We start from the raw sequence: 23,202 nt of genomic DNA, 5'->3' as shown, positions 1-23,202 counted from the left end.
CGGCGACAAGGATGAATTGCCACGCACTATAGGCCAAGGCTGTGCTTACCCTAATGGGTCAGTGATATAACCCAAGGCATTGATATTTAAAGGCTTGCAGCCTTTATCAAAGCCCTGCGGCACTGACGCCAGGCCCTTCTCCCAGGAAGGCTGGCTGCATTTGAGGGCAGGCCCCAATAACAAGGCCAAGTTGCGCACAACTTGAGTGCAATAGTTAGTCACTCGTTATTCAACATGCCTGTACGCGGCAAGTCGGCGTCTATTCGCCCAACTTTCGCGGCATTTGTGACGCTTGCAAACATGAACTCCGGCCATCTAATGGCATGTTTTAAATACCGTCTTCAATGACAAAGAGGTAATTGCGATGCGCATCAGCATATTTGGTTTGGGTTACGTCGGCGCAGTCTGTGCCGGTTGCCTGTCTGCCCGTGGCCACGAAGTGGTGGGCGTAGACATCTCCAAGGAAAAGATCGACCTGATCAATGCCGGTAAATCGCCGATCGTTGAGCCGGGTCTGGGCGAACTGTTGAGCCAAGGCATCGCAAACGGTCGCCTGCGCGGTACGACCAACTTCGCCGAAGCGATTCGCGATACGGACCTGTCGATGATTTGCGTCGGCACGCCCAGCAAGAAAAACGGCGACCTGGAACTCAACTACATCGAATCGGTATGCCGCGAGATCGGTTTTGTCCTGCGTGACAAGACCACCCGCCACACCATCGTGGTGCGCAGCACCGTATTGCCGGGCACCGTCGCCAACGTGGTGATCCCGATCCTCGAAGACTGCTCCGGCAAGAAAGCCGGCGTCGACTTCGGTGTCGCGGTCAACCCGGAATTCCTGCGTGAATCCACCGCTATCGCCGACTACGACCTGCCACCGATGACCGTTATCGGCGAGTTCGACAAAGCTTCCGGCGATGTCCTGCAGTCGCTGTACGAAGAACTCGACGCTCCGATCATCCGCAAGGACATCGCCGTCGCCGAGATGATCAAGTACACCTGCAACGTGTGGCACGCCACCAAGGTGACCTTCGCCAACGAGATCGGCAACATCGCCAAGGCCGTCGGCGTCGATGGTCGCGAAGTGATGGAAGTGGTCTGCCAGGACAAGACCCTCAACCTGTCCCAGTACTACATGCGCCCAGGCTTCGCGTTCGGCGGCTCCTGCCTGCCCAAAGACGTGCGTGCCCTGACTTACCGCGCCAGCTCCCTGGACGTCGAAGCGCCGCTGCTCAACTCGCTGATGCGCAGCAACGAATCCCAGGTACAGAACGCCTTCGACATCGTCGCCGGCCACGACAAACGCAAAGTCGCCCTGCTGGGCCTGAGCTTCAAGGCCGGTACCGACGACCTGCGCGAAAGCCCGCTGGTAGAACTGGCCGAGATGCTGATCGGCAAGGGTTACGACCTGAGCATCTACGACAGCAACGTCGAATACGCCCGTGTGCACGGTGCGAACAAAGATTACATCGAAGGCAAGATCCCGCACGTGTCGTCCCTGCTCAATTCGGACTTCGACGACGTGATCAACAACTCCGACGTGATCATCCTCGGCAACCGTGACGAGAAGTTCCGTGCCTTGGCGCATAACGCGCCGGATGGCAAGCAAGTGGTCGACCTGGTGGGCTTCATGTCCAAAGCCACCAGTGTGAGCGGCCGCACCGAAGGTATTTGCTGGTAACAGCGACGGCAAGTTCCGGGCTGCAAGCGTCTTCATCCCCAGCGCTTGCAGCCGGGAACCTCCTTCCCTTCCGGATGACGCTTATGTCCAAGTTAAAACATGTACTACTGCAATCCGCCGGCTGGCTGCTGTTCCTCAGCCTGCTGATGGGACTCGCCCTGCTGCTGCCGGCGAGTACATTCGACTCGGAGTCGAAGAATTTTATTTTCCTGATTGGCGCCGTCGGTATCTGGCGCTACTCGATGGGTGCGACGCATTTCTTTCGCGGCATGCTGTTCCTGTACGTGGTCTACCCCCACCTGCGCCGCAAAGTGCGCAAGCTGGGCAAAGCCGCAGACCCGTCCCATGTGTTCCTGATGGTCACCAGCTTCCGTATCGACGCGCTGACCACAGCCCAGGTGTACAGCTCGGTGATTCGCGAGGCCATCGAGTGCGGCTTCCCCACCACCGTGGTCTGCTCGCTGGTGGAAATGTCCGATGAGCTGCTGGTAAAGAGCCTGTGGGAACGCATGAACCCGCCTGACCACGTCAAGCTCGACTTCGTGCGCATCGCCGGTACCGGCAAGCGCGACGGCCTGGCCTTCGGCTTTCGCGCGATCTCCCGCCACCTGCCGGACGAGCGTGCCGTGGTCGCCGTGATCGATGGCGACACCGTGCTTGCCGAAGGCGTCGTGCGCAAGACCGTGCCGTGGTTCCAGCTGTTCGACAATGTCGGCGGCCTGACCACCAACGAGTTCTGCGAAGTCCGTGGCGGCTACATCATGAGCGAGTGGCACAAACTGCGCTTCGCCCAACGTCACATCAACATGTGCTCCATGGCCCTGTCCAAGCGCGTACTGACCATGACCGGGCGCATGTCGGTGTTCCGTGCCAGCGTCGTTACTGACCCGGGCTTTATCGCCGATGTGGAAAGCGACTCGCTGCAACACTGGCGCCTGGGCCGCTTCAAGTTTTTGACCGGCGATGACAAGTCCAGCTGGTTCAGCCTGATGCGCCTGGGCTACGACACGTTCTACGTGCCGGACGCCGCGATCAATACGGTGGAACACCCGCCGGAAAAGAGCTTTATCAAGGCCAGCCGCAAGCTGATGTTCCGCTGGTACGGCAACAACCTGCGCCAGAACTCCCGTGCCCTGGGCCTGGGCGTACGTCGGTTGGGCCTGTTCACCAGCGTGGTGCTGTTCGACCAGCGCGTGTCGATGTGGACCTCCCTGCTCGGCCTGACCGTGGCGATCATCGCCACCTTCAAGTACGGCGGCGCGTTCATCCTCGCCTACCTGCTGTGGATCGGCATCACCCGCCTGATCCTCACCCTGCTGCTGTCGTGCTCCGGCCACAAGATCGGCCCGGCCTACCCGGTGATTCTCTATTACAACCAGATCATGGGCGCGCTGGTGAAGATCTACGTGTTCTTCCGCCTTGATCAACAGTCCTGGACCCGCCAGGACACCAAACTGACCCGCGATTTGGCCAGCTTTCAACGTTGGTTCAACACCTGGTCGTCTCGGACCATGACCTTCTCCGCCGGCAGCATCTTCGTCGCCGTGTTGCTGATGATGGTCTGACCCTGCCAAGCCTGAATTAACTCTAGGAAATTGCCCTGATGAACAGCCAAGTAAACGCCAACGTTGTCCACGAATCCGAAGCCCAGCGCCAACATGCCCGGGTCAAAATCCCGGCCAAGCTGCGCTTCTTCAACACTGACCGCACCCAGACCGAAGCACGCGTGATCGACCTGTCCGCCGGCGGCCTGGCGTTCACCGCCACCCAGCCATTGACCGTGGGTGAAGTGCACAAGGGCCGCCTGCAATTCGTCATCGATAACCTCGGCCTGGCCATGGATGTGGAGTTGCAGATTCGCTCCTACGACCGCCAGAGCGGCCGTACCGGTTGCCAGTTCCAGAACCTCGACGCCCAGGATATTTCCACCCTGCGCCACCTGATCACCTCGCACTTGTCCGGCGACATCGTGACCATGGGTGATGTGCTCGCCACCCTGCAACGCGACAACTTCACCAAGGCCCGCAAGGTCAAGGATGGCGGCAGCAACATGAGCGCCTTCGGCCGCCTGCGCGCCGTGACGTTCAGCCTGGCGATCTTCCTCGTGGGCCTGGCGGCGTTCGGGTTTGTCTTCAAGTCGCTGTACGGCATGTACTTCGTTACCCACGCCCAGGCGGGCCTGGTCAGCGTACCCGGCATGAACGTGACCATGCCGCGCGACGGTACCGTGCAAAGCCTGCTCAAAGGTGATGCGGTTGCGGCCAAGGGCGCACCACTGGCCACCTTCAGCACCAGCATGCTCGACGTACTCAAGGGCCACCTCGACGAAGACCAGCTGCAACCGGCCAAGGTCGAAGAACTGTTCGGCAAGCAAATGACCGGCACCCTGACCTCCCCATGCGACTGCGTCGTGGCCCAGCAACTGGTGGCCGACGGTCAGTACGCCAGCAAGGGCGATGTGATCTTCCAACTGGTGCCACGCGGCAGCCTGGCCAATGTGGAAGCACGCTTCACCTATCGCCAGTTCGCCGACGTACGCCCTGGTACCCCGGTGAGCTTCCAGGTCGCCGACGAAGAGCAGGTCCGCACCGGCACCATCGTCAGCAGCACCAGCCTGAACAGCGCCGACCTGTCCTCTGACATTCGTGTGCAGATCAAGCCGGATGCTCCCCTGGACAGCACCTACGCCGGCCGCCCGGTAGAAGTGACCAGCGACCGTGGCCCCTCCCTGAACTGGCTGATCGATAAAGCCATGGCAGCAGGTCTTTAATCATGAGCGCCCTTCGAACCCTACCGGTGCCCCTGGCGCTGGCCATCGCCCTCGCCGGTTGCGCCGGCCTGCCCGACCAACGCCTGGCCAATGAAGCGCTCAAGCGTGGCGATACCGTCACCGCGCAGCAGAATTACCAGCAACTGGCAGACCTGGGTTACAGCGAGGCCCAGGTGGGCCTGGCCGACATCCAGGTAGGCACCCGCGATCCGGCGCAAATCAAACAGGCCGAAGCCACCTACCGCGCAGCGGCGGATACCTCGCCGCGTGCCCAGGCCCGTCTCGGTCGCCTGCTGGTGGCCAAGCCAGGCTCTACCGAAGCCGAACACCATGAAGCCGAAGGCCTGTTGAAAAAAGCCTTTGCCAATGGCGAAGGCAACACCCTGATCCCGCTGGCGATGCTGTACCTGCAATACCCGCACAGTTTCCCCAACGTGAATGCCCAGCAGCAGATCAACAAATGGCAGGCGGCCGGTTACCCGGAAGCCGGTCTGGCCCAGGTGCTGCTGTATCGCACCCAGGACACCTACGACCAGCACCTGGATGACGTAGAGCGCATCTGCAAAGCCGCGCTGAACACCACCGACATCTGCTACGTCGAACTGGCCACGGTCTACCAGAAAAAAGCCGAGCCGGAAAAACAAGCCGAGCTGCTCAAGCAAATGGAAGCCGGCTACAGCCGTGGCACCGTCACCGCACAGCGCGTCGACAGCGTCGCCCGCGTGCTGGGCGATGCAACCCTGGGCAAGACCGACGAGAAGACCGCCCAGGCCCTGCTGGAAAAAATCGCCCCCGGCTACCCCGCTTCCTGGGTCAGCCTGGCGCAACTGCTCTACGACTTCCCGGAACTGGGCGACGTCGACCAGATGATGAAGTACCTGGACAACGGCCGCGCCGCCGACCAGCCGCGCGCCGAGCTGTTGCTGGGCAAGCTCTACTACGAAGGCAAGTGGGTGCCGGCGGACGCCAAGGCGGCCGAAGCGCATTTCGAAAAAGCCGTAGGCAAGGAAGTGGCCGCCGATTACTACCTCGGCCAGATCTACCGCCGTGGCTACCTGGGCAAGGTGTACTCGCAAAAAGCCCTGGACCATTTGCTCACCGCCGCGCGTAACGGCCAGAACAGCGCCGACTTCGCCATCGCCCAATTGTTTTCCCAAGGCAAGGGCACCAAGCCCGACCCACTGAACGCCTATGTCTTCAGCCAGTTGGCTAAAGCCCAGGACACGCCAGAGGCCAATGAGTTGGCGACGCAGCTCGAAGCCCCGCTGACGCCGGAACAACGCGCCGAAGGCCAACGCCTGGTGCAACAGGAACTGGCCGCGCGCGGCACCCTGGCCCAAAGCACGCTGCAACTGCACGCCCTGCAAGAAGAAGACGGCGAGGAATCCCTATGAAGCTCAATCCATTCGTGCAGGCCGGCATCGGCCTGACCTTTGCCCTGCTGTGGTCGTGCCCGACCCTGGCCGCACTGACTGAAACCAAGAATTTCGGCATGGACGTTAAAATCACCGGCCAGTCCGAAGACGACCGCGACCTGGGCACCCAGAAAGGCGGCGACGTCAACGGCATCGGCCTCGACCTGCGCCCGTGGATCTACGGCGAAAGCGGCAACTGGAGCGCCTATGCCATGGGCCAGGCGGTTGCTTCGAGCGACATTATCGAGACCGACACCCTGCAACAGTCGGCGGATGACGAAAACCAGCAAACCACCAACGACGACCGCAAGACCAAGAAAAACTACTTGGCCATGCGCGAATTCTGGGTCGGCTACAGCGGCTTCACGCCCTACCCTGGCGAGATCCTCAAGCTCGGTCGCCAACGCCTGCACAATGACGACGGCCAATGGCGCGACACCAATATCGAAGCGCTGAACTGGACCTTCGACACCACCTTGCTCAAGGCCAATGTCGGCGCCGCTGAACGCTTCAGCGAATACCGCACCGACCTCAAGGAACTGTCGCCCGAGGACAAGGACCGCCAGCACTTCTACGCCGACGCGTCCTACCAGTGGACGCCGGGGCAGTGGATCGGCCTGCGCGGTCACCATACCCATGACGACGGCAAGCTCGACTATCCCGAGCCGGGCGTGCCCACCGACTCGTTGGACAAGCGCGAAAACGGCGACCTGACCTGGCTTGGCATCGAAGCCAACAGCGACGCCTACAACTGGCGTAACACCAACACCGTCAACTACTGGGCCAGCGTCACCGGCATGCAGGGCAACCGCGACACGGTCAATGCCTTGAACGCCGACGGCACCCGCCCGACCAACGCCAAGCGCAGCGATGACCTGAATGGCTGGGCCACCGACCTGGGTGTGCGCCTGCGCCTTGACCCGCAGTGGCAAGTGGGCGCCGCCTATTCGCGTGCCAGTGCCGAATACGAGCAGAACGGCCTGCAAAGCAACCGTTCGAACTGGACCGGTACCCAGTCCCGCGTCCACCGTTTCGGCGAAGCATTCCGCGGCGAAATGAACAACATGCAGTCCATGAGCCTGTTCGGTTCCTGGCAGCTGCGCGAGGACTATGACGCCAGCCTGGTGTACCACAAGTTCTGGCGCGTCGACGGCAACAAGCCGGTCGGCAGCAACGGCATCGACGCCGTGCAGAACAACACCGATGACGTGACCGGCGCGATCCTGTCCAGCACGTCCCTGCCCCTGGAAGACGGCAAGAAAGACCTGGGCCAGGAGATGGACCTGGTGGTCACCAAATACTTCAAGACCGGCCTGCTGCCGGCTGGGCTCAGCCATTCGATCGACGAACCGTCGGCCCTGGTGCGCTTGCGTGCAGGTGTGTTCAAACCGGGCGACGCCTATGGCAGCCAAGTCGACTCGTACATGCATCGCGCCTTTGTCGACGTGATTTGGAAGTTCTGATGGGAGCCCGCGCAATGATTGCTCACCCCTTCACAGGCAGATGCCTGCTGGTGACCGCGATGCTGATGGCCAGTGCCACAGCGTTCGCCGATACCGCGCAGCCGGTCAAGGCGCCGACCATCGCCAAAGAACTGCAACAGGCCAAGACCTACACCATTTCCAGCCCGCCGACCGCGCCGCTGGAAATGGCCAAGCCTGCCCTGCCGGACCTGTCGGGCTACACCGCCGCGGCGATGGAAAAGAAAATCGTCAGAACCAAGCCGGGCAAGATCAGCATCCGCCGCATGATGCAGGAAGACGCCCTGAAGGACTTCATCGGCGGCGACAACAAGATGGCCGAATGGGTGGTGCGCCAGCACGGCATTCCCCAGGCCATTTTTGTCGACGACGGCTACATGAACCTCAAGGACCTGCTGGGTAAAGTGCCCAAGCAGTACCTGAGCGAAACCTCGCCGGGCGTGTTCCTGGCCAAGCTGCCGATCGTGGTCGGGCGCAAGGGCATCCTGGAAATCGACAAGAAGACCCAGGAGCTGCGCCTGTCCCAGGAAGCCGGCTCGTTCCTGATCAACGACGGCCAACTGTTTGTGCGCGATACCAAGGTCACCGGCTGGAGCGAAAAAGCCAATGGCCCGGCGCTGTTCACGTCGCCCAAGGCGTTCCGCCCGTTCCTGCTGTCCTGGGGCGGCACCGAGACCTACATCTCCAACACCAAGATGGCCAGCTTCGGCTACGCCAACAGTAAGTCGTACGGGGTGAGTATTTCCCAGTACACGCCGAACATGGCCAAGGTACTCAAGCGTCCTGAGCCGACCGGCTGGATCATCGACTCCGAGTTCTCGGACATGTGGTACGGCTTCTACTGCTACGAGACCACGGGCTTTGTGCTCAAAGGCAACACCTATAAAGACAACATCGTCTACGGCATTGACCCCCATGACCGTTCCCACGGCCTGATCATCGCGGACAACACCGTCTACGGCACCAAGAAGAAGCACGGCATCATCATTTCCCGGGAAGTGAACGACAGCTTCATCTTCAATAACCGCAGCTACGACAACAAGCTGTCGGGGCTGGTGATCGACCGTAACAGCGTGAACAACCTGATCGCCGACAACGAGATCTACCGCAACCACACCGACGGCATCACCCTCTATGAGAGCGGCGACAACCTGCTGTGGGGCAACAAGGTGATCAGCAACCGTCGTCACGGCATCCGGGTCCGTAACAGCGTGAACATCAAGCTGTACGAAAACACCTCGATGGCCAACGGCCTGACCGGCGTGTACGGCCACATCAAGGATTTGACCGACACCGACCGCGACATCGCCCTCGACCCGTTCGATGCCAAGGTCTCGCTGATCGTGGTCGGCGGTGAGCTGGCCGGTAACGGCAGCGGACCGCTGTCGATCGACTCGCCGTTGAGTATCGAGCTGTATCGCGTGTCGATGCTGGCGCCGACCAAATCCAGCGGCATCAGCTTCTCCGGCGTGCTGGGCGATCGTCAGGAAGAAATTCTCGACCTGCTGGTGCGCCAGCAGAAAGCCGTGCTGATCGACCCTGTCGAACGCCAGACCGAAATGCAGGACTGAGGATGACCCTTATGCACCCACACATGATCAAACTGCTGAGCCTCTCGGGTCTGACCCTCGGCCTGCTCGCGGCCAGCCAGGGCGTGCGCGCCGATGAAGTCAAGGCGCCGACCTTTACCGCCGAGCCGTGCTGCAGCCTGTGCCCGGCCGCCCACGACGCGAAGAACTACACCACGCGCTACCAGCAGAACTTCACCACCCTAGTACAAGCCCAGGGCGACTGGCTGTTCCGTACCCAGGAAGACCTGCGCACCGAATTCGACACCAGCCCCGCCGGCTACAAACGCATGCAACAACTGCACGATGCGTTCAAGGCCAAAGGCGTGGAACTGGTGGTGGTCTACCAGCCGACCCGTGGCCTGGTGAACCGCAACAAGCTCAACCCGGCAGAAAAAGCCTCGTTCGATTTCGACAAGGCCCTGAGCAACTACAAGACCATGCTCGGCCGCTTCGCCAAGATGGGCTACGTGGTGCCGGACTTGTCGCCGTTGACCAACGAGCAACTGCCGGACGAATTGCCGGCCCACGATTTCTACTTCCGTGGCGACCAGCACTGGACCCCCTATGGCGCCCAGCGCACCGCGAAAATCGTCGGTGCCAAGGTACGCGCGATGCCGGAGTTTGCCGATATCCCCAAGCGTGAGTTCGAGACCAAGCGCTCCGGACGCATGGGCAAGACCGGTACCCTGCACAACATGGCCGGGCAACTGTGCGGCACCAGCTACGCGATCCAGTACATGGACCAGTTCACCACCGAGCCCAAGGGCGAAGCGGGCGACGGCGACCTGTTCAGCGATTCGGGCAACCCGCAGATCACCCTGGTCGGCACCAGCCACAGCGGCAAGAACTACAACTTCGCCGGCTTCCTCGAAGAGGAAATCGGTGCCGACATCCTCAACGTCGCCTTCCCCGGCGGTGGTTTGGAAGGTTCGATGATCCAGTACCTGGGCAGCGATGAATTCCAGAAAACCCCACCGAAAATCTTGATCTGGGAATTCTCGCCGCTGTATCGACTCGACCAGGAAACCATCTACCGCCAGATGATGGCGCTGCTGGACAACGGCTGCGAAGGCAAGACCGCGCAGATGAGCGCCAGCACCACCTTGAAACCCGGCAAGAACGAATTGCTGGTTAACAGTTCGAACAAAGACCTGCGCAATGCCAACCATCAGGTCGATATCCGCTTCGCCGATCCCTCGGTGAAAACCTTGCAAGCCACCCTCTGGTACATGAACGGGCGCCACGAGGACATCAAGATCGAGAAACCCGAAACATCCGATACAGACGGGCGTTTCGCCTTTGAACTGCGCACCGATGAAGACTGGGCCTCGCAGAACTTGCTGGCCGTGGAAGTGCAGGGCCCCGAAGCGGGCGCTGCCGCGCAGAAGGTCGAAGCGAAAATTTGCACACGCAACGTATTCCCTAGCGGCGGTCAGAAGACTGCCTCACTCGGGCAATGAGGTTACCTATGCAGAAGTTACTGATTCCATCGTTACTGGGCCTGGCGATCTTCGCCGGCGCGGCCAGCGCCGCCGCGCCGCTGCGTCCGCCCCAGGGCTACTTCGCACCGATTGAAGCGTTCAAGACCGGCGATTTCAAGAATGACTGCGATGCCATGCCCACGCCGTACACCGGCCCACTGCAATTTCGCAGCAAGTACGAAGGCTCCGACAAGGCCCGCTCCACGCTGAATGTGCAGTCGGAAAAAGCCTTTCGCGACAGCACCGCCGACATCACCAAGCTGGAAAAAGACACCAGCAAGCGCGTGATGCAGTTCATGCGCGACGGTCGTCCAGAGCAGTTGGAATGCACGCTCAACTGGTTGACCAGCTGGGCCAAGGCTGACGCGTTGATGTCCAAGGACTTCAACCACACCGGTAAGTCCATGCGCAAATGGGCACTGGGCAGCATGGCCTCGGCCTATGTCCGCCTGAAGTTCTCCGACTCGCATCCGCTGGCCAACCACCAGCAAGAATCGCAACTGATCGAAGCCTGGTTCAACAAGCTGGCGGACCAAGTGGTCAGCGACTGGGACAACCTGCCGCTGGAAAAAACCAACAACCACTCCTACTGGGCCGCTTGGTCGGTGATGGCAACCTCCATCGCCACCAACCGTCGCGACCTGTTTGATTGGGCCGTGAAGGAATACAAGGTCGGCGTCAACCAGGTCGATGACCAGGGCTTTTTGCCCAACGAGTTGAAGCGTCAGCAACGCGCCCTGTCGTACCACAACTACGCGCTGCCGCCGCTGTCGATGATCGCCAGTTTTGCCCTGGTCAACGGGGTTGACCTGCGCCAGGAAAACAACGGCGCGCTCAAGCGCCTGGGCGACAAGGTGCTGGCCGGGGTCAAGGATCCAGAGATCTTCGAACAGAAGAACGGCAAGGAACAGGACATGAAGGATCTCAAGGAAGACATGAAATTCGCCTGGCTCGAACCCTTCTGCACCCTCTACACCTGCGCGCCGGATGTACTCGAACGCAAGCACGGGATGCAACCGTTCAAGACCTTCCGCCTCGGCGGCGACCTGACCAAGGTCTACGACCCGACACATGAGAAAGGCAACAAAGGTTCCTGAGTGAACTCGGTAAAAATGTGGGAGGGGGCTTGCCCCCGATAGCGGTGTATCAGTTGATGCATCCGGTGACTGACTCACCACCATCGGGGGCAAGCCCCCTCCCACATTTGACGCCGGTTTCGACAGTGAGATTGCAATACAACCTCCCCCGACATCGTGGGGGGGTTTGGGGGGGCTCTGGCCCTTGACTGTTGGTTAAACATGGAGAGATCGGGATGGTTTTCTCGTCCAATGTGTTCCTGTTTCTGTTCTTGCCGATCTTTCTCGGCTTGTACTACTTGAGCGGGCAACGCTATCGCAATCTGCTGCTGCTGATTGCCAGCTACGTGTTCTACGCCTGGTGGCGAGTGGACTTCCTGGCGCTGTTCGCGGCCGTCACGCTGTGGAACTACTGGATCGGCCTCAAGGTCGGTGCAGCCGGCGTGCGTACCAAGCCGGCCCAACGTTGGCTGCTGCTTGGCGTGGCCGTCGACCTGTGCATCCTCGGCTACTTCAAGTACGCCAACTTCGGTGTCGACAGCATCAACGTGATGATGAAGTCGGTGGGTCTCGAGCCGTTCATCCTCACCCACGTGCTGCTGCCGATCGGGATCTCGTTCTACATCTTCGAGTCCATCAGCTACATCATCGACGTGTACCGTGGCGATACCCCGGCGACGCGCAACCTCATCGACTTTGCGGCGTTCGTGGCGATCTTCCCGCACCTGATCGCCGGCCCGGTGTTGCGTTTCCGCGACCTGGCCGACCAGTTCAATAACCGCACCCATACCCTCGACAAGTTCTCCGAGGGCTGCACGCGGTTCATGCAGGGTTTCATCAAGAAGGTGTTTATCGCCGACACCCTGGCGGTGGTGGCAGACCATTGCTTTGCCTTACAAAACCCCACCACCGGCGACGCCTGGCTTGGCGCGCTGGCCTATACCGCGCAGCTGTACTTCGACTTCTCCGGCTACAGCGACATGGCCATCGGCCTGGGCTTGATGATGGGTTTCCGCTTCATGGAAAACTTCAAGCAGCCGTACATCAGCCAGTCGATCACCGAGTTCTGGCGGCGCTGGCACATCAGCCTGTCGACCTGGCTGCGTGACTACCTGTACATCACCCTGGGCGGCAACCGCAAAGGCACGCTGACCACTTACCGCAACCTGTTCCTGACCATGCTGCTCGGTGGCCTGTGGCACGGTGCGAACATCACCTACATCGTGTGGGGTGCCTGGCACGGCATGTGGCTGGCGATTGAGAAAGCCATCGGCCTCAACACCGCACCACGCAGTTTCAATGTTGTCCGTTGGGCCTTCACCTTCCTGCTGGTGGTGATGGGCTGGGTCATCTTCCGCTCCGAAAACCTGCATGTGGCCGGCCGTATGTACGGCGCGATGTTCAGCTTTGGCGAGTGGTCGCTCTCGGAACTCAACCGCGCCAACCTCACGGGCCTGCAAGTGGCAACCCTGGTGGTGGCGTACGCAACCCTGGCGTTCTTCGGCCTGCGCGACTTCTACACCAACCGCCCCGCCGAAAAAACCAAGCCGGCAGACCCAAGCCTGATCAAGGCCGTGCCTGGCGATGACCCGGGCAGCATCCACCAGCCTGGTTTCACCGTGGGTAAAGACGCCGCTGTGCAACCGGCCTACTGGACCGCTGACTGGCCACGCTACGCCATGCGCGCCGCGGTGCTGCTGCTGTTCGTGGCATCGATCCTGAAACTATCGGCGCAGAGCTTCTCGCCGTTCCTTTACTTCCAATTCTGAGGGAGCCGACCATGACCCGTTCATTCCGCGTCCTCTATATCGCACTGTTCCTGCTGGTGCTGCTGGCCCTGGGCGCCTGGTCGATGCGCAGTTTCTTCGGCTTCAGCACCAACGCTGATGCGACCGTGCTCAACGGTCGCTGGACCAAGGCCGTCGAGACGCACTACGACGACCAGTTCCCGATCAAGCGCATCGGCACCAACCTCTGGGCCGCGCTGGACTACAAGCTGTTCAATGAAGGCCGCCCTGGCGTGGTGCTGGGTCGCGATCACTGGCTGTACAGCGACGAGGAGTTCAACCCCGCCGTCAACGAAGACCAGAACCTGGAAGGCAACTACGCCCTGGTCGAAGGCGTGCGCCAGAAACTCAAGGCCCAAGGCATTGAGCTGGTGATGGCGATCATTCCGGCCAAGGTACGCCTGTACCCGGAACACCTGGGCGAAGTGAAACCGGCAAGTATCCACGCCAACCTGTACCAGGACTTCCACGCCCGTGTCGCCGCCGACCACATCATCGCCCCCGACCTGCTGGGCCCGCTGCAACAGGCCAAGCTGGGCGGCAAGCAAGTGTTCCTGCGTACCGACACCCACTGGACCCCGGACGGCGCCGAAATCGCCGCCAAGCAGTTGGCTAAAACCATTGCCGACAAAACCCCACTGAACGGCGAACCGCAGCGCTTTGTCACCGAAGCCGAAAAGACCGAACCGCATAAAGGCGACCTGCGTCTGTTCCTGCCCCTGGACCCACTGTTCGAAAACCTGATGCCACCGAAGGAGCCGTTGGAAAAACGCGTGACGCACCTGGCCGAAACCAAGGGCGACGACGCACTGTTCACCGACAGCGAAACCCCGGTAGCACTGGTGGGCACCAGCTACAGCGCCAACCCCAACTGGAACTTCGTCGGTGCGCTCAAGCAAGCCCTGGGCAGCGACGTGGTCAGCTACGCCGAAGACGGCCACGGCCCGATCCTGCCGATGCTCAGCTACCTGAAAAGTGACGACTTCAAGAACAGCCCGCCACAAGTGCTGATCTGGGAGTTTCCTGAACGTTATCTGCCCGTGAACAACGAAATCGGTGATGCCGACCCATCGTGGGTTGCGCAACTTAAACAAGCCGGTTCGCGCCAACAAAACATGGCACTGAACACCCCAGTTAAACACCAAAAATCCGAGACGCCCGACCGGGCGCAAAACTGAAAGAGAGGTAACTCACATGACTTTCACTACTACTCCGCGTCGTCTCGCCAAGACCCTGGCACTGGTTGCCGGCATGAGCGTTGTATCGATGTCTGCCTTCGCCGGTGGTGACGCCGCCCTGTACGGCCCTGTCGCACCGAAAGGCTCCAGCTTCGTGCGCGTCTATAACGCCTCCAACCAGGAAGTCAGCGCGACAGTTGGCAGCACCAACCTCAACGAAGTGGCCCCACTGGCCAGCAGCGACTTCAGCTTCATGCCCGGCGGCGACTACAGCGCCAAGGTCGGCAGCCAGACCGTACCGGTCAAGCTCGCCGCCGATCACTACTACACCCTGGTCAACAACAGCAGCGGCCAGCCTCAGCTGATCGAAGAACCGCCGTTCAAGAACAAGCAGAAATCCCTGGTGCGCGTACAGAACCTCAGCGACAAGGCCCTGACCCTGAAAACCGCTGACGGCAAGACCGAAGTGGTCAAGTCCGTGGCGGCCAAGGGCCGTGGCGAGCGTGAAATCAACCCGGTGAAGGTGAGCCTGGCGTTGTATGACGGTGACAAGAAAGTCGGCGATGTGAAGCCGGTTGCGTTGGAGCGCGGTGAGGCAGCGGTGCTGTACGTCACCGGCTCCGGCAGCAGCCTGTCGCCAGTGTGGGTGAAACGCCCCGTGTCGACCCGCTAACTATTTCCCGGACTGACGCCCCCCCACTGTAGGAGCGAGCTTGCTCGCGAAAATCGCCAATGATGACGCGGAAATTCTGGATGTACGCGGTGTCTGGGAGTTCTTCGCGAGCAAGCTCGCCCCTACAGAGGACAGAGGCGTCAGTTCGGACCGAGACAAAAACAAGAGTGAAACGACAAACCTTCGTAGCTCTGACCCAAATTGATTCAAGGAGAAACACATGATCCCAGTAATCCTTTCCGGTGGTAGCGGCTCACGTCTTTGGCCGCTTTCCCGTAAACAGTTCCCGAAACAATTCCTGGCTCTGACCGGCGAGCACACGCTGTTCCAGCAAACCCTGGAACGCCTGGTATTCGAAGGCATGGACGCGCCGATCGTGGTCTGCAACAAAGACCACCGTTTCATCGTCAACGAGCAACTGAGCGCGCGCAAGCTGGAAAGCCAGCGCATCCTGATGGAACCCTTCGGCCGCAACACCGCGCCGGCCGTGGCCCTGACCGCGATGATGCTGGTCAACGAAGGCCGCGACGAATTGATGCTGGTCCTGCCCGCCGACCACGTGATCGACGACCAGAAAGCCCTGCAACGCGCCCTGGCCCTGGCCACCGTGGCTGCCGAGCGAGGCGAGATGGTGCTGTTCGGCGTGCCGGCGACCCGCCCGGAAACCGGCTATGGCTACATCAAGTCCACCAACGATTCGCTGCTGCCCGAAGGCGTGAGCCGCGTGCAACAGTTCGTGGAAAAACCCGATGAAAAACGCGCCATCGAGTTCGTCAAAAGCGGCGGTTACTTCTGGAACAGCGGCATGTTCCTGTTCCGCGCCAGCCGTTTCCTCGAAGAGCTGAAAAAACACGATCCGGACATCTACGACACCTGCGTGCTGACCCTGGAACGCAGCGAGCAGACCGCCGATACCGTGACCTTCGACGAAGCCACCTTCGCCTGCTGCCCGGACAACTCCATCGACTACGCCGTGATGGAAAAAACCCAACGCGCCTGCGTGGTACCGCTGAGTGCCGGCTGGAGCGACGTGGGTTGCTGGGCCTCGCTGTGGGCGGTCAACGATAAAGACATCAACGGCAACGTCACCAAGGGCGACGTCGTGATCCAGGACAGCAAGAACTGCATGATCCATGGCAACGGCAAGCTGGTATCGGTGATCGGCCTGGACAACATCGTGGTAGTGGAAACCAAGGACGCGATGATGATTGCCCACAAGGACAAGGTCCAGGGCGTCAAGCAGATGGTCGCGACCCTCAACGAACAGGGCCGCAGCGAAACCCAGAACCACTGCGAAGTCTACCGTCCGTGGGGCTCCTACGACTCGGTGGACATGGGCGGGCGCTTCCAGGTCAAGCACATCTCGGTCAAGCCGGGCGCATGCCTGTCGCTGCAGATGCACCACCACCGCGCCGAACACTGGATCGTGGTCAGCGGCACGGCCGAAGTGACCTGTGACGAGAACGTGTTCCTGCTCACCGAGAACCAATCCACCTACATCCCGATCGCCTCGGTGCACCGCTTGCGCAACCCGGGCAAGATCCCGCTGGAGATCATCGAAGTGCAATCGGGCAGCTATCTGGGCGAAGACGATATCGAGCGGTTTGAAGATATCTACGGTCGCTCGACGCCGGTTGAACGTGGCGTGTCGGTGAAAACTATCGCGCAGTAAAACAGTCGTACAAGAAGCCCTCGCCCAACCCATTGCGTCCCCTATCCGCAGTGGGTTGGGTGGGGGCTTTTTGTTGGGGATTTGTGCTGGCTGTGAGGGCCTCATCGGGGGCAAGCCCCCTCCCACCTTTGATCTGTGAATACATTCAAGTGTGGGAGGGGGCTTGCCCCCGATGAGGCCCACCCGGCCACCACAGCACTCAAGGTAGCCAATCCCACCTACGCTTAAGTTAGGATGCTCGTTCCCTATTCGAGGTGGTCTCCATGTTCTTCGGCGTTCTCCTGATCATCACCTGGTTGATCCTCCTGCTGCGCTACCCGGCCAAGGCGCTGCCGGTATCGCTTGCCGCCGCTGCCGGCCTGGGCCTTGTCGCGGTCTGGGTGGTCTGGCTGGACAACCGCGAAGCCTCGCAACTGGCGCGCTTGGAGTTGCGCATCAGCTACGCGCCGCAGGAATGCCCCGCCGACCGCCCACTGAAACTGACCCTGAACAACGGCAACGACGTACCGCTGACCGAACTGCGCTGGCGCGTCGCCGCCTATGCGCCGGGTGACACGGTCAACCTGGCCGATAACGTCTACGCGGCCCCCCGCTATCGTGGCCCCGGCGAGTTGCAGGCCGGCGCCACCTGGGACGACTGCCTGCCCACCCCGCCCCTGCGCCCCGGCTATCGCCCGCAAACCCTGGAATTTCGCGCCGAGCACCTGCAAGGCAGTTTCTCGGACTGACAAAGGACTGATCCATGCCCAACGTACTGATCACCGGTTGCTCCAGCGGTATTGGCCGCGCCCTGGCCGATGCCTTCAAATCCGCCGGCTTCAACGTGTGGGCCAGCGCCCGCCGCCCGGAAGACGTCACCGCCCTCGCCGCCGCGGGTTTCAATGCCGTCGAACTCGACGTCAACGACAGCGCCGCATTGCAGCGCCTGGCCGAACAACTGGGCGAGCTGGATGTGCTGGTCAACAACGCCGGCTACGGCGCCATGGGCCCGCTGCTCGACGGCGGTACCGAGGCGATGCAGCGCCAGTTCGAGACCAATGTATTTGCCCTCGTCGGCGTGACCCAGGCGCTGTTCCCGGCCCTGCGCCGCAGCAAAGGCCTGGTGGTGAATATCGGCAGCGTTTCCGGCGTATTGGTCACGCCGTTCGCTGGCGCCTACTGCGCCTCCAAGGCGGCGGTGCATGCGCTGAGCGATGCATTGCGCATGGAACTGGCGCCGTTTGGCATCCGCGTGATGGAAGTGCAGCCCGGCGCCATTAATACAAGCTTTGCAAAAAACGCCGGGGCCCAGGCTGAGCTGTTGATCAACGAACAATCGCCGTGGTGGCCGTTGCGCGAGGGTATCCGGGCACGCAGCCAGGCCTCCCAGGACAAGCCCACCCCCGCCAGCGTGTTTGCAGCGGATGTGCTCAAGGCCGTGCAACAACCACAGCCGCCGCGCCTGTTGCGCGCGGGCAATGGCAGTCGGGCGTTGCCGTTGATGGCGGCGTTGTTGCCCAAAGGATTATTGGAAACCGTGTTGAAAAAACGCTTTGGTTTGAATAGGAGTTTGTAAATGATCGACTACAGCGACTTTTTCGAGGAAGTGATCCAGACCCATGTCGAGATCGAACAATGGTTTGCCGGCGTGGCGCCTGAAGACACCCTGCCGAGGCTGCTCGCGCGCTTCTCGCCGGAGTTCAGCATGATTGCGCCCTCCACCGGCACACGCATGAACGCGGCAGGGGTCAAGTACCTGTTCACCCGCCTGGGCGGGCAGCGGCCAGGGTTGAAGATCACCTTGAGCGAACTGATCGGCATTGACCGGCATGCACGCGGCGCCGTCGTCAGTTACCGCGAACATCAGATCGACGACAGCGGCACCCAGACCGATCGCCGGGCCACGGTGGTATTCGAGAAACAGGCCAGCGGCGCGCTGCTGTGGCGTCATTTGCACGAGACGTACTGCCAGGCCTGAACCCACAGGCAACACCCCGCCAATACGCGCGCAAGCTCCCCCACGCTTGCGCGCGCAGCCCATCGCCCTGAGTCCCCCTCATGGGTGTCAATACAATTTCGCTACAGAACTGAACGGACACTCTCGCTAGAGTCACGCGCTGACTTCTGACGCAACGCGCTCAGACCTCATGCCCGCTTGTCGTTGATCGCTGTCCGCATCGATTCAGCACAGCCGTTCCGGTACCTCTTGGGTGACCCCTATCAAGCCTTCAAACACATCGCGCGCCTGTCGGACGCTGCTCACACTGTCACTGGGGTTAACTGCGGTGACAGGCTGTTCGGTCGCGCCTCTGCCCGCGTTGAAACCGCCCGCGCCCGAGGCATGGCGCAACGCACCGTCCCCTCTGGCGCCGGCCAGGCCCGACCTCAATCGGTGGTGGCAGGCATTCAATGATCCTGAACTCGACACCCTGGTGGATCAGGCACTGCAAAACAACCTCGACGTCGCCGCCGCAGTCGAGCGCCTGCGGGCTGCGCGTGTGTTGAGCCAACATGCGCAAGCCCCCTATCTGCCCTCGCTCGGGATCAAGACCCACGACGCGATAAGCCCGGACACCAGCAGTTCGTACTTCTTGATCGGCTTCGATGCGCAGTGGGAACTGCCACTGTTCGGGGCCAGGCAGAGCGCGGATCGCATCGCTGAGGGTAACCAGGCGCTGGTGGCCGCCGACTTGCGCAGCGTCCAGGTGTCGCTGGTCGCCGAGGTCACCCGGCAGTGGGTTGAGCTGCGTTCGGCGCAACAAGCCGAACGCGCGCTGACGGCCATTCGTGACGCGCAGCAGGAAAAACTGGCGCTGCTGCGTGTGCGCGAGCAGCTTGGCCTGGCGCCGCACGCTGACGTGGCGGACGCCGAGGCTGAACTGGCGCGGGCCGAGAGGCAACTGAGCGCGCCACAACAACAGATCCAACGCCATGTGCAGCAGTTGGCGCTGTTGGCCGGTCGCCCCGGGCCCGACCCTCGCTGGCTGAAGCCCGGACCACAGCCCGCACTCGGCCAATGGCAACTCAACAGCGTGCCGGCGGACCTGCTGCGCACACGCCCGGAAATTACCAACGCCGAGGCCGAGGTGCTCGTGGCCGCCGGGGAGTTGGGGATGAGCCGTGCCGATATCTACCCGCACCTCAGCCTGGGCGCCTCATTGCAGTGGTCGCTGAACATTGCCAGCAACCGCAAGCACACGCCCAACGGCAACAGCATTTTCTCCGCAGGGCCGGGGATCAGTATCCCGTTGTTCGACTGGGGCCAACGTGTCGCCACCGCGCGCGCCAAAGGCCACCTGTTGCAGGCCGCGGTTCTGGCTTATCGCCAGGCGGTGTTGCAAGGCGTCGCCGAAGCCGAAATCGCCCTGAGTGACCTCGAACAAACGCGCCTGCGCGAGCACGCCTCGCGCCAGGCCCAGAGGGCGACACAGACCCACCTGGAGGCCTTGCAACACCGGGCACGCCTGGGGCTCATGAGCCCACTGGAGCTGACGACCGCCAACGTGCAGGCGCTCCAAACCATGCAACAGGCCGACAGCGCAAGCACCGAACGGGACATCGCCTACATCGCGCTTTATAAAGCCCTGGGCGGCGCGCCGTTACCGAACCCGACCTTGAAGGATGCTGACTGATGGTGGCGCTTGCCCGTCTGACACTGGTCCACGAATGGCGGCGCTTCCTGCCCGCGATGATTGCCGTGGGCTTCGCGGGGTTGCTGCAGTTGCTCCAGGCCGCGCTGGTGCTGGGTATTTTCGGCAGTGCCAGCGTCTATATCACCGGCTCTACGGCTGACCTCTGGGTCGGTTACCCCGGCACGCAAAGCGTCAACCTCGGGAGACCGATCGATGCGGGCGTGGAAATGCGCCTGCGCATGGACGCCGACGTACTGCGCGTCGAGTCGTTTCGCTGGGTCGACGCCGATTGGCGCGGTGCGCGAGATACCGGTGGCGTGTCGGTGTTTGTCAGCGGCATCGACGCCGGGCCAGACGGCCTGATGTTTGCGCGCGCCCTGCCGACGGCACTGCGCGCCCGCCTGGCCGAGCCCGGCGCGGTGATCGTTGACCGCGCCGACCTGAGCACCCTCGGCGTGAACCTGGGGGACGCCGCGACCATCAACGGGCAACGTGTGCGCGTGGTGGGCGTCACCAGCGGCCTGCGCGCGCTGGGCGGGGTCAACGTGCTGGCGTCGCTGGCCACTGCCCGACAGCTCGACACCACCACGGCGGCGGACCGCATTACCTACCTGGTGGCCAAAGTGCGCGATCCCGCTCAGGCAGGCGCTGTTGCCGCGCGCCTGAGCGACGGCCGCGCGTTCGGCAACTACGCGGTATGGACCGCAAAACAGTTCGCCCAACGCTCGCAGATGTATTGGATGTTCGACACCGGTGCCGGGGCCGGCGTGCTGTTTCTGGCCGCGATTGTGTTCCTGGTGGGCGCGGTCATCACCAGCCAGACGCTGGTCGCCGCCGTCGTGGGTTCCATCCGCGAGTACGCCACCTTGAACGCCCTTGGCGTCGGCGTGAACGCCCTGCGCAAAGTGGTCATGGAGCAGGCTTTCTGGGTCGGGGCACTGGGGCTGCTGGGCAGTTCGGTGCTTGCAGGCCTGTTCTTCGCCCTGGCGGCGCACTACAACGTGCCGGTGCAGCTCTCGCCCGTCGCGGCCGTAGCCTGCCTGTTCCTGAGCATGCTCCTGGCACTTGTGTCGGGCCTGGCGGCCATCCGCACCTTACGCCATGCCGACCCGGCCAGCCTTCTGAGATAGCACTGCCATGAGCCTCCTGACATCCGCCCCACCCTTCACCCTGCAAGCCAGCAATATCAGTAAATCATTCACCTCGGGGCGGGTCGTAACCCCAGTGCTGCATGACATTAGCTTGGCGATACGACCCGGCGAGCTGACCCTGATCTCAGGTCCGTCCGGTTGTGGCAAAAGCACGCTACTGGCGATTCTCAGCGGCTTGCAGCAGCCCGACCGTGGCAGCGCATCGGCCCTGGGGCACGACCTTTCAAGCCTCGACACGCGGGCCCTGGAGTATTTTCGCCTGCGGCACACCGGCTTCATATTCCAGGGGTTCAACCTGTTTCCAGCCTTGACGGCGCAGCAACAGGTCGAACTGCCCTTGAGCTACCTGGGGCTGCCGAGCACGGAAGTCCGAGCACGCGCCATCGAGGCGCTGGAGGATGTCGGGCTGGGCCCGCGCATGAAATTGCGCCCGGCCGAATTGTCCGGCGGCGAAAAGCAGCGCGTAGCCATTGCACGCGCCGTGGCGAAGGCCCCCGAGTTGTTGTTCGCCGACGAACCGACCAGCGCCCTCGATGCGGCCAACGGTCAAATCGTGATCGATATTTTGCACCGCATCGCTCGCACACGCGGGACCACGGTGCTGTGCGTCAGCCACGATCCGCGCCTGATCAGTAACTCCGACCGCGTGTTGACCATCGAGGACGGCCGCATTTTGAACGATCAATCCCTTCCCTTCCCACCGGCCGCTACGGTCGGTACCCAGGAACATTCTGTATGAACGCGCGTTCGCTTCGCTCTTGGCTGCTTCTGAATACCGCACTTGTATTGCTGAGCGCCTGCTCCCGTGAAGATGCGCCCCCTCAGCCGACGTCATCGGCCCCCGCCTACCTGGCCGTCGCTCGCGGCCGTATCGATGTGGAAGGCGGTTTGCTCAAGCTCGGCGTGGGCCGCGACGGCGTGGTCGCCGAGATCAAGGTGGCGGAGGGCGAGCAGGTCAAGAAAGGCCAATTGCTCGCCACGTTGGACAGCGAACTGGCACAGCTGGCGGTCAGCGCCGCGCTGACCGAGCAACGACAGGTGCAGACTCAAGCCAAACAGTTGGCAAGGCAGCTTAAGTTTGCCGAGCAGCAGGCCAGCCGCCTGACCGCCGCCGCCAAGGCAGGCGCCGGCGACAGCCAGAGTGCCGATGAGGCCCACGAGGCCGCCGAGCGCTTGCGCGACGAGATTGAAAAGACCCAGACAGACGCTGAAGTCGCGGCGAACAAGCTGACTGCGGCACGCTACGAACTGGCGAAACACAGTCTGCGCGCGCCGGTCGACGCCGAAGTGGTTCGTCGCCTGATTCAACCCGGCGCCGCGGTCTCCGCACAGTCCGGGCCGGCCTTCGTGTTGTTGCCGAACCAGGCGCGTATCGTCAGGGCCGAGCTCAATGAGTCCTTCACCGGCGTGGTGCTCCCCGGGATGAAGGCCGAAGTCACCGATGACAGCGCCGCAGGCTCCGTTGTGCTGTCTGCCCATGTGGTGCGGATCAGCGCGGTACTGGGCAACAGCACCCTGGAAGACGACGCCTTGGTCAGGGCAAATACACGTACGGTTGAATGCATATTGGCGTTCGATCAACCGGCGCCGCAGTCGCTGCGGGTGGGACAACGCATGCTGGTAAGGTTTGGGCCGTAGGTCATGGTCACGACCCG

Annotated in this window: 19 protein-coding genes; all 19 read left to right on the top strand. The window is 61.9% G+C overall.

The window, feature by feature from the left end; all coding sequences use genetic code 11:
- Positions 1-364: 364 nt before the first annotated feature.
- The 19 genes from P2T68_RS06525 (at position 365) to P2T68_RS06435 (ending at position 23,185) form a co-directional block, all read left to right on the top strand.
- Positions 365-1,681, top strand: a complete 1,317-nt coding sequence (locus P2T68_RS06525) for a nucleotide sugar dehydrogenase (RefSeq protein WP_150054422.1) — start codon at positions 365-367, stop codon at positions 1,679-1,681.
- An 83-nt stretch (positions 1,682-1,764) separates the two neighbouring features.
- Positions 1,765-3,246: a mannuronan synthase gene (gene alg8 / locus P2T68_RS06520; RefSeq protein WP_162163588.1), complete on the top strand. Its 1,482-nt coding sequence runs from the start codon at positions 1,765-1,767 to the stop codon at positions 3,244-3,246.
- Positions 3,247-3,284: 38 nt separating this feature from the next.
- Positions 3,285-4,451: an alginate biosynthesis protein Alg44 gene (locus P2T68_RS06515; RefSeq protein WP_024073557.1), complete on the top strand. Its 1,167-nt coding sequence runs from the start codon at positions 3,285-3,287 to the stop codon at positions 4,449-4,451.
- A 2-nt stretch (positions 4,452-4,453) separates the two neighbouring features.
- Positions 4,454-5,845, top strand: a complete 1,392-nt coding sequence (gene algK, locus P2T68_RS06510; protein ID WP_150054421.1) for an alginate biosynthesis TPR repeat lipoprotein AlgK — start codon at positions 4,454-4,456, stop codon at positions 5,843-5,845.
- On the top strand, positions 5,842-7,329 hold the full coding sequence (locus P2T68_RS06505) for an alginate export family protein (protein WP_024073555.1): 1,488 nt from the start codon (positions 5,842-5,844) through the stop codon (positions 7,327-7,329). Before algK ends, P2T68_RS06505 begins: the two co-directional genes overlap by 4 nt.
- Positions 7,329-8,918, top strand: coding sequence for a mannuronan 5-epimerase AlgG (gene algG / locus P2T68_RS06500; protein WP_024073554.1), 1,590 nt, complete (start codon positions 7,329-7,331; stop codon positions 8,916-8,918). The genes P2T68_RS06505 and algG overlap by 1 nt, the downstream gene beginning before the upstream one ends.
- Positions 8,919-8,929: 11 nt before the next feature.
- Complete coding sequence (locus P2T68_RS06495; RefSeq protein ID WP_168232425.1) at positions 8,930-10,378, top strand: alginate O-acetyltransferase; 1,449 nt, start codon at positions 8,930-8,932, stop codon at positions 10,376-10,378.
- Positions 10,379-10,386: 8 nt separating this feature from the next.
- Positions 10,387-11,496 carry a mannuronate-specific alginate lyase gene (locus tag P2T68_RS06490; protein WP_093235455.1) on the top strand — a complete coding sequence of 370 codons (1,110 nt, stop codon included), beginning with the start codon at positions 10,387-10,389 and terminating at the stop codon, positions 11,494-11,496.
- Positions 11,497-11,711: 215 nt separating this feature from the next.
- Positions 11,712-13,244: an MBOAT family protein gene (locus tag P2T68_RS06485; protein WP_024073551.1), complete on the top strand. Its 1,533-nt coding sequence runs from the start codon at positions 11,712-11,714 to the stop codon at positions 13,242-13,244.
- A gap of 11 nt (positions 13,245-13,255) precedes the next feature.
- Positions 13,256-14,440 (top strand): alginate O-acetyltransferase, encoded by a 1,185-nt coding sequence (locus P2T68_RS06480; protein WP_024073550.1) that lies wholly within the window; start codon positions 13,256-13,258, stop codon positions 14,438-14,440.
- A 16-nt stretch (positions 14,441-14,456) separates the two neighbouring features.
- A complete protein-coding gene (locus P2T68_RS06475; RefSeq protein ID WP_024073549.1) occupies positions 14,457-15,113 on the top strand; it encodes an alginate O-acetyltransferase AlgF in 657 nt (218 codons plus the stop codon).
- 220 nt (positions 15,114-15,333) lie between these two features.
- Positions 15,334-16,785 carry a mannose-1-phosphate guanylyltransferase/mannose-6-phosphate isomerase gene (locus tag P2T68_RS06470; RefSeq protein WP_024073547.1) on the top strand — a complete coding sequence of 484 codons (1,452 nt, stop codon included), beginning with the start codon at positions 15,334-15,336 and terminating at the stop codon, positions 16,783-16,785.
- 263 nt (positions 16,786-17,048) lie between these two features.
- Positions 17,049-17,513 (top strand): hypothetical protein, encoded by a 465-nt coding sequence (locus P2T68_RS06465; protein WP_024073546.1) that lies wholly within the window; start codon positions 17,049-17,051, stop codon positions 17,511-17,513.
- 14 nt (positions 17,514-17,527) lie between these two features.
- Complete coding sequence (locus P2T68_RS06460) at positions 17,528-18,340, top strand: SDR family oxidoreductase (RefSeq protein WP_024073545.1); 813 nt, start codon at positions 17,528-17,530, stop codon at positions 18,338-18,340.
- A complete protein-coding gene (locus P2T68_RS06455; RefSeq protein WP_102625642.1) occupies positions 18,341-18,742 on the top strand; it encodes a DUF4440 domain-containing protein in 402 nt (133 codons plus the stop codon).
- 307 nt (positions 18,743-19,049) lie between these two features.
- On the top strand, positions 19,050-20,396 hold the full coding sequence (locus P2T68_RS06450; protein WP_277379165.1) for an efflux transporter outer membrane subunit: 1,347 nt from the start codon (positions 19,050-19,052) through the stop codon (positions 20,394-20,396).
- Positions 20,396-21,526, top strand: coding sequence for an ABC transporter permease (locus P2T68_RS06445; RefSeq protein WP_024073542.1), 1,131 nt, complete (start codon positions 20,396-20,398; stop codon positions 21,524-21,526). The genes P2T68_RS06450 and P2T68_RS06445 overlap by 1 nt, the downstream gene beginning before the upstream one ends.
- 7 nt (positions 21,527-21,533) lie before the next feature.
- Positions 21,534-22,286, top strand: coding sequence for an ABC transporter ATP-binding protein (locus P2T68_RS06440; RefSeq protein WP_069075292.1), 753 nt, complete (start codon positions 21,534-21,536; stop codon positions 22,284-22,286).
- Complete coding sequence (locus P2T68_RS06435) at positions 22,283-23,185, top strand: HlyD family efflux transporter periplasmic adaptor subunit (RefSeq protein ID WP_168232430.1); 903 nt, start codon at positions 22,283-22,285, stop codon at positions 23,183-23,185. The genes P2T68_RS06440 and P2T68_RS06435 overlap by 4 nt, the downstream gene beginning before the upstream one ends.
- Positions 23,186-23,202 lie beyond the last annotated feature (17 nt).

It is taken from the genome of Pseudomonas sp. G11, from assembly GCF_029457515.1.
GTDB classification, from domain to species: domain Bacteria; phylum Pseudomonadota; class Gammaproteobacteria; order Pseudomonadales; family Pseudomonadaceae; genus Aquipseudomonas; species Aquipseudomonas gorinensis.
Note: the sequence above shows the minus strand (reverse complement) of the source record. Positions and strands in the feature narration are given on the sequence as shown.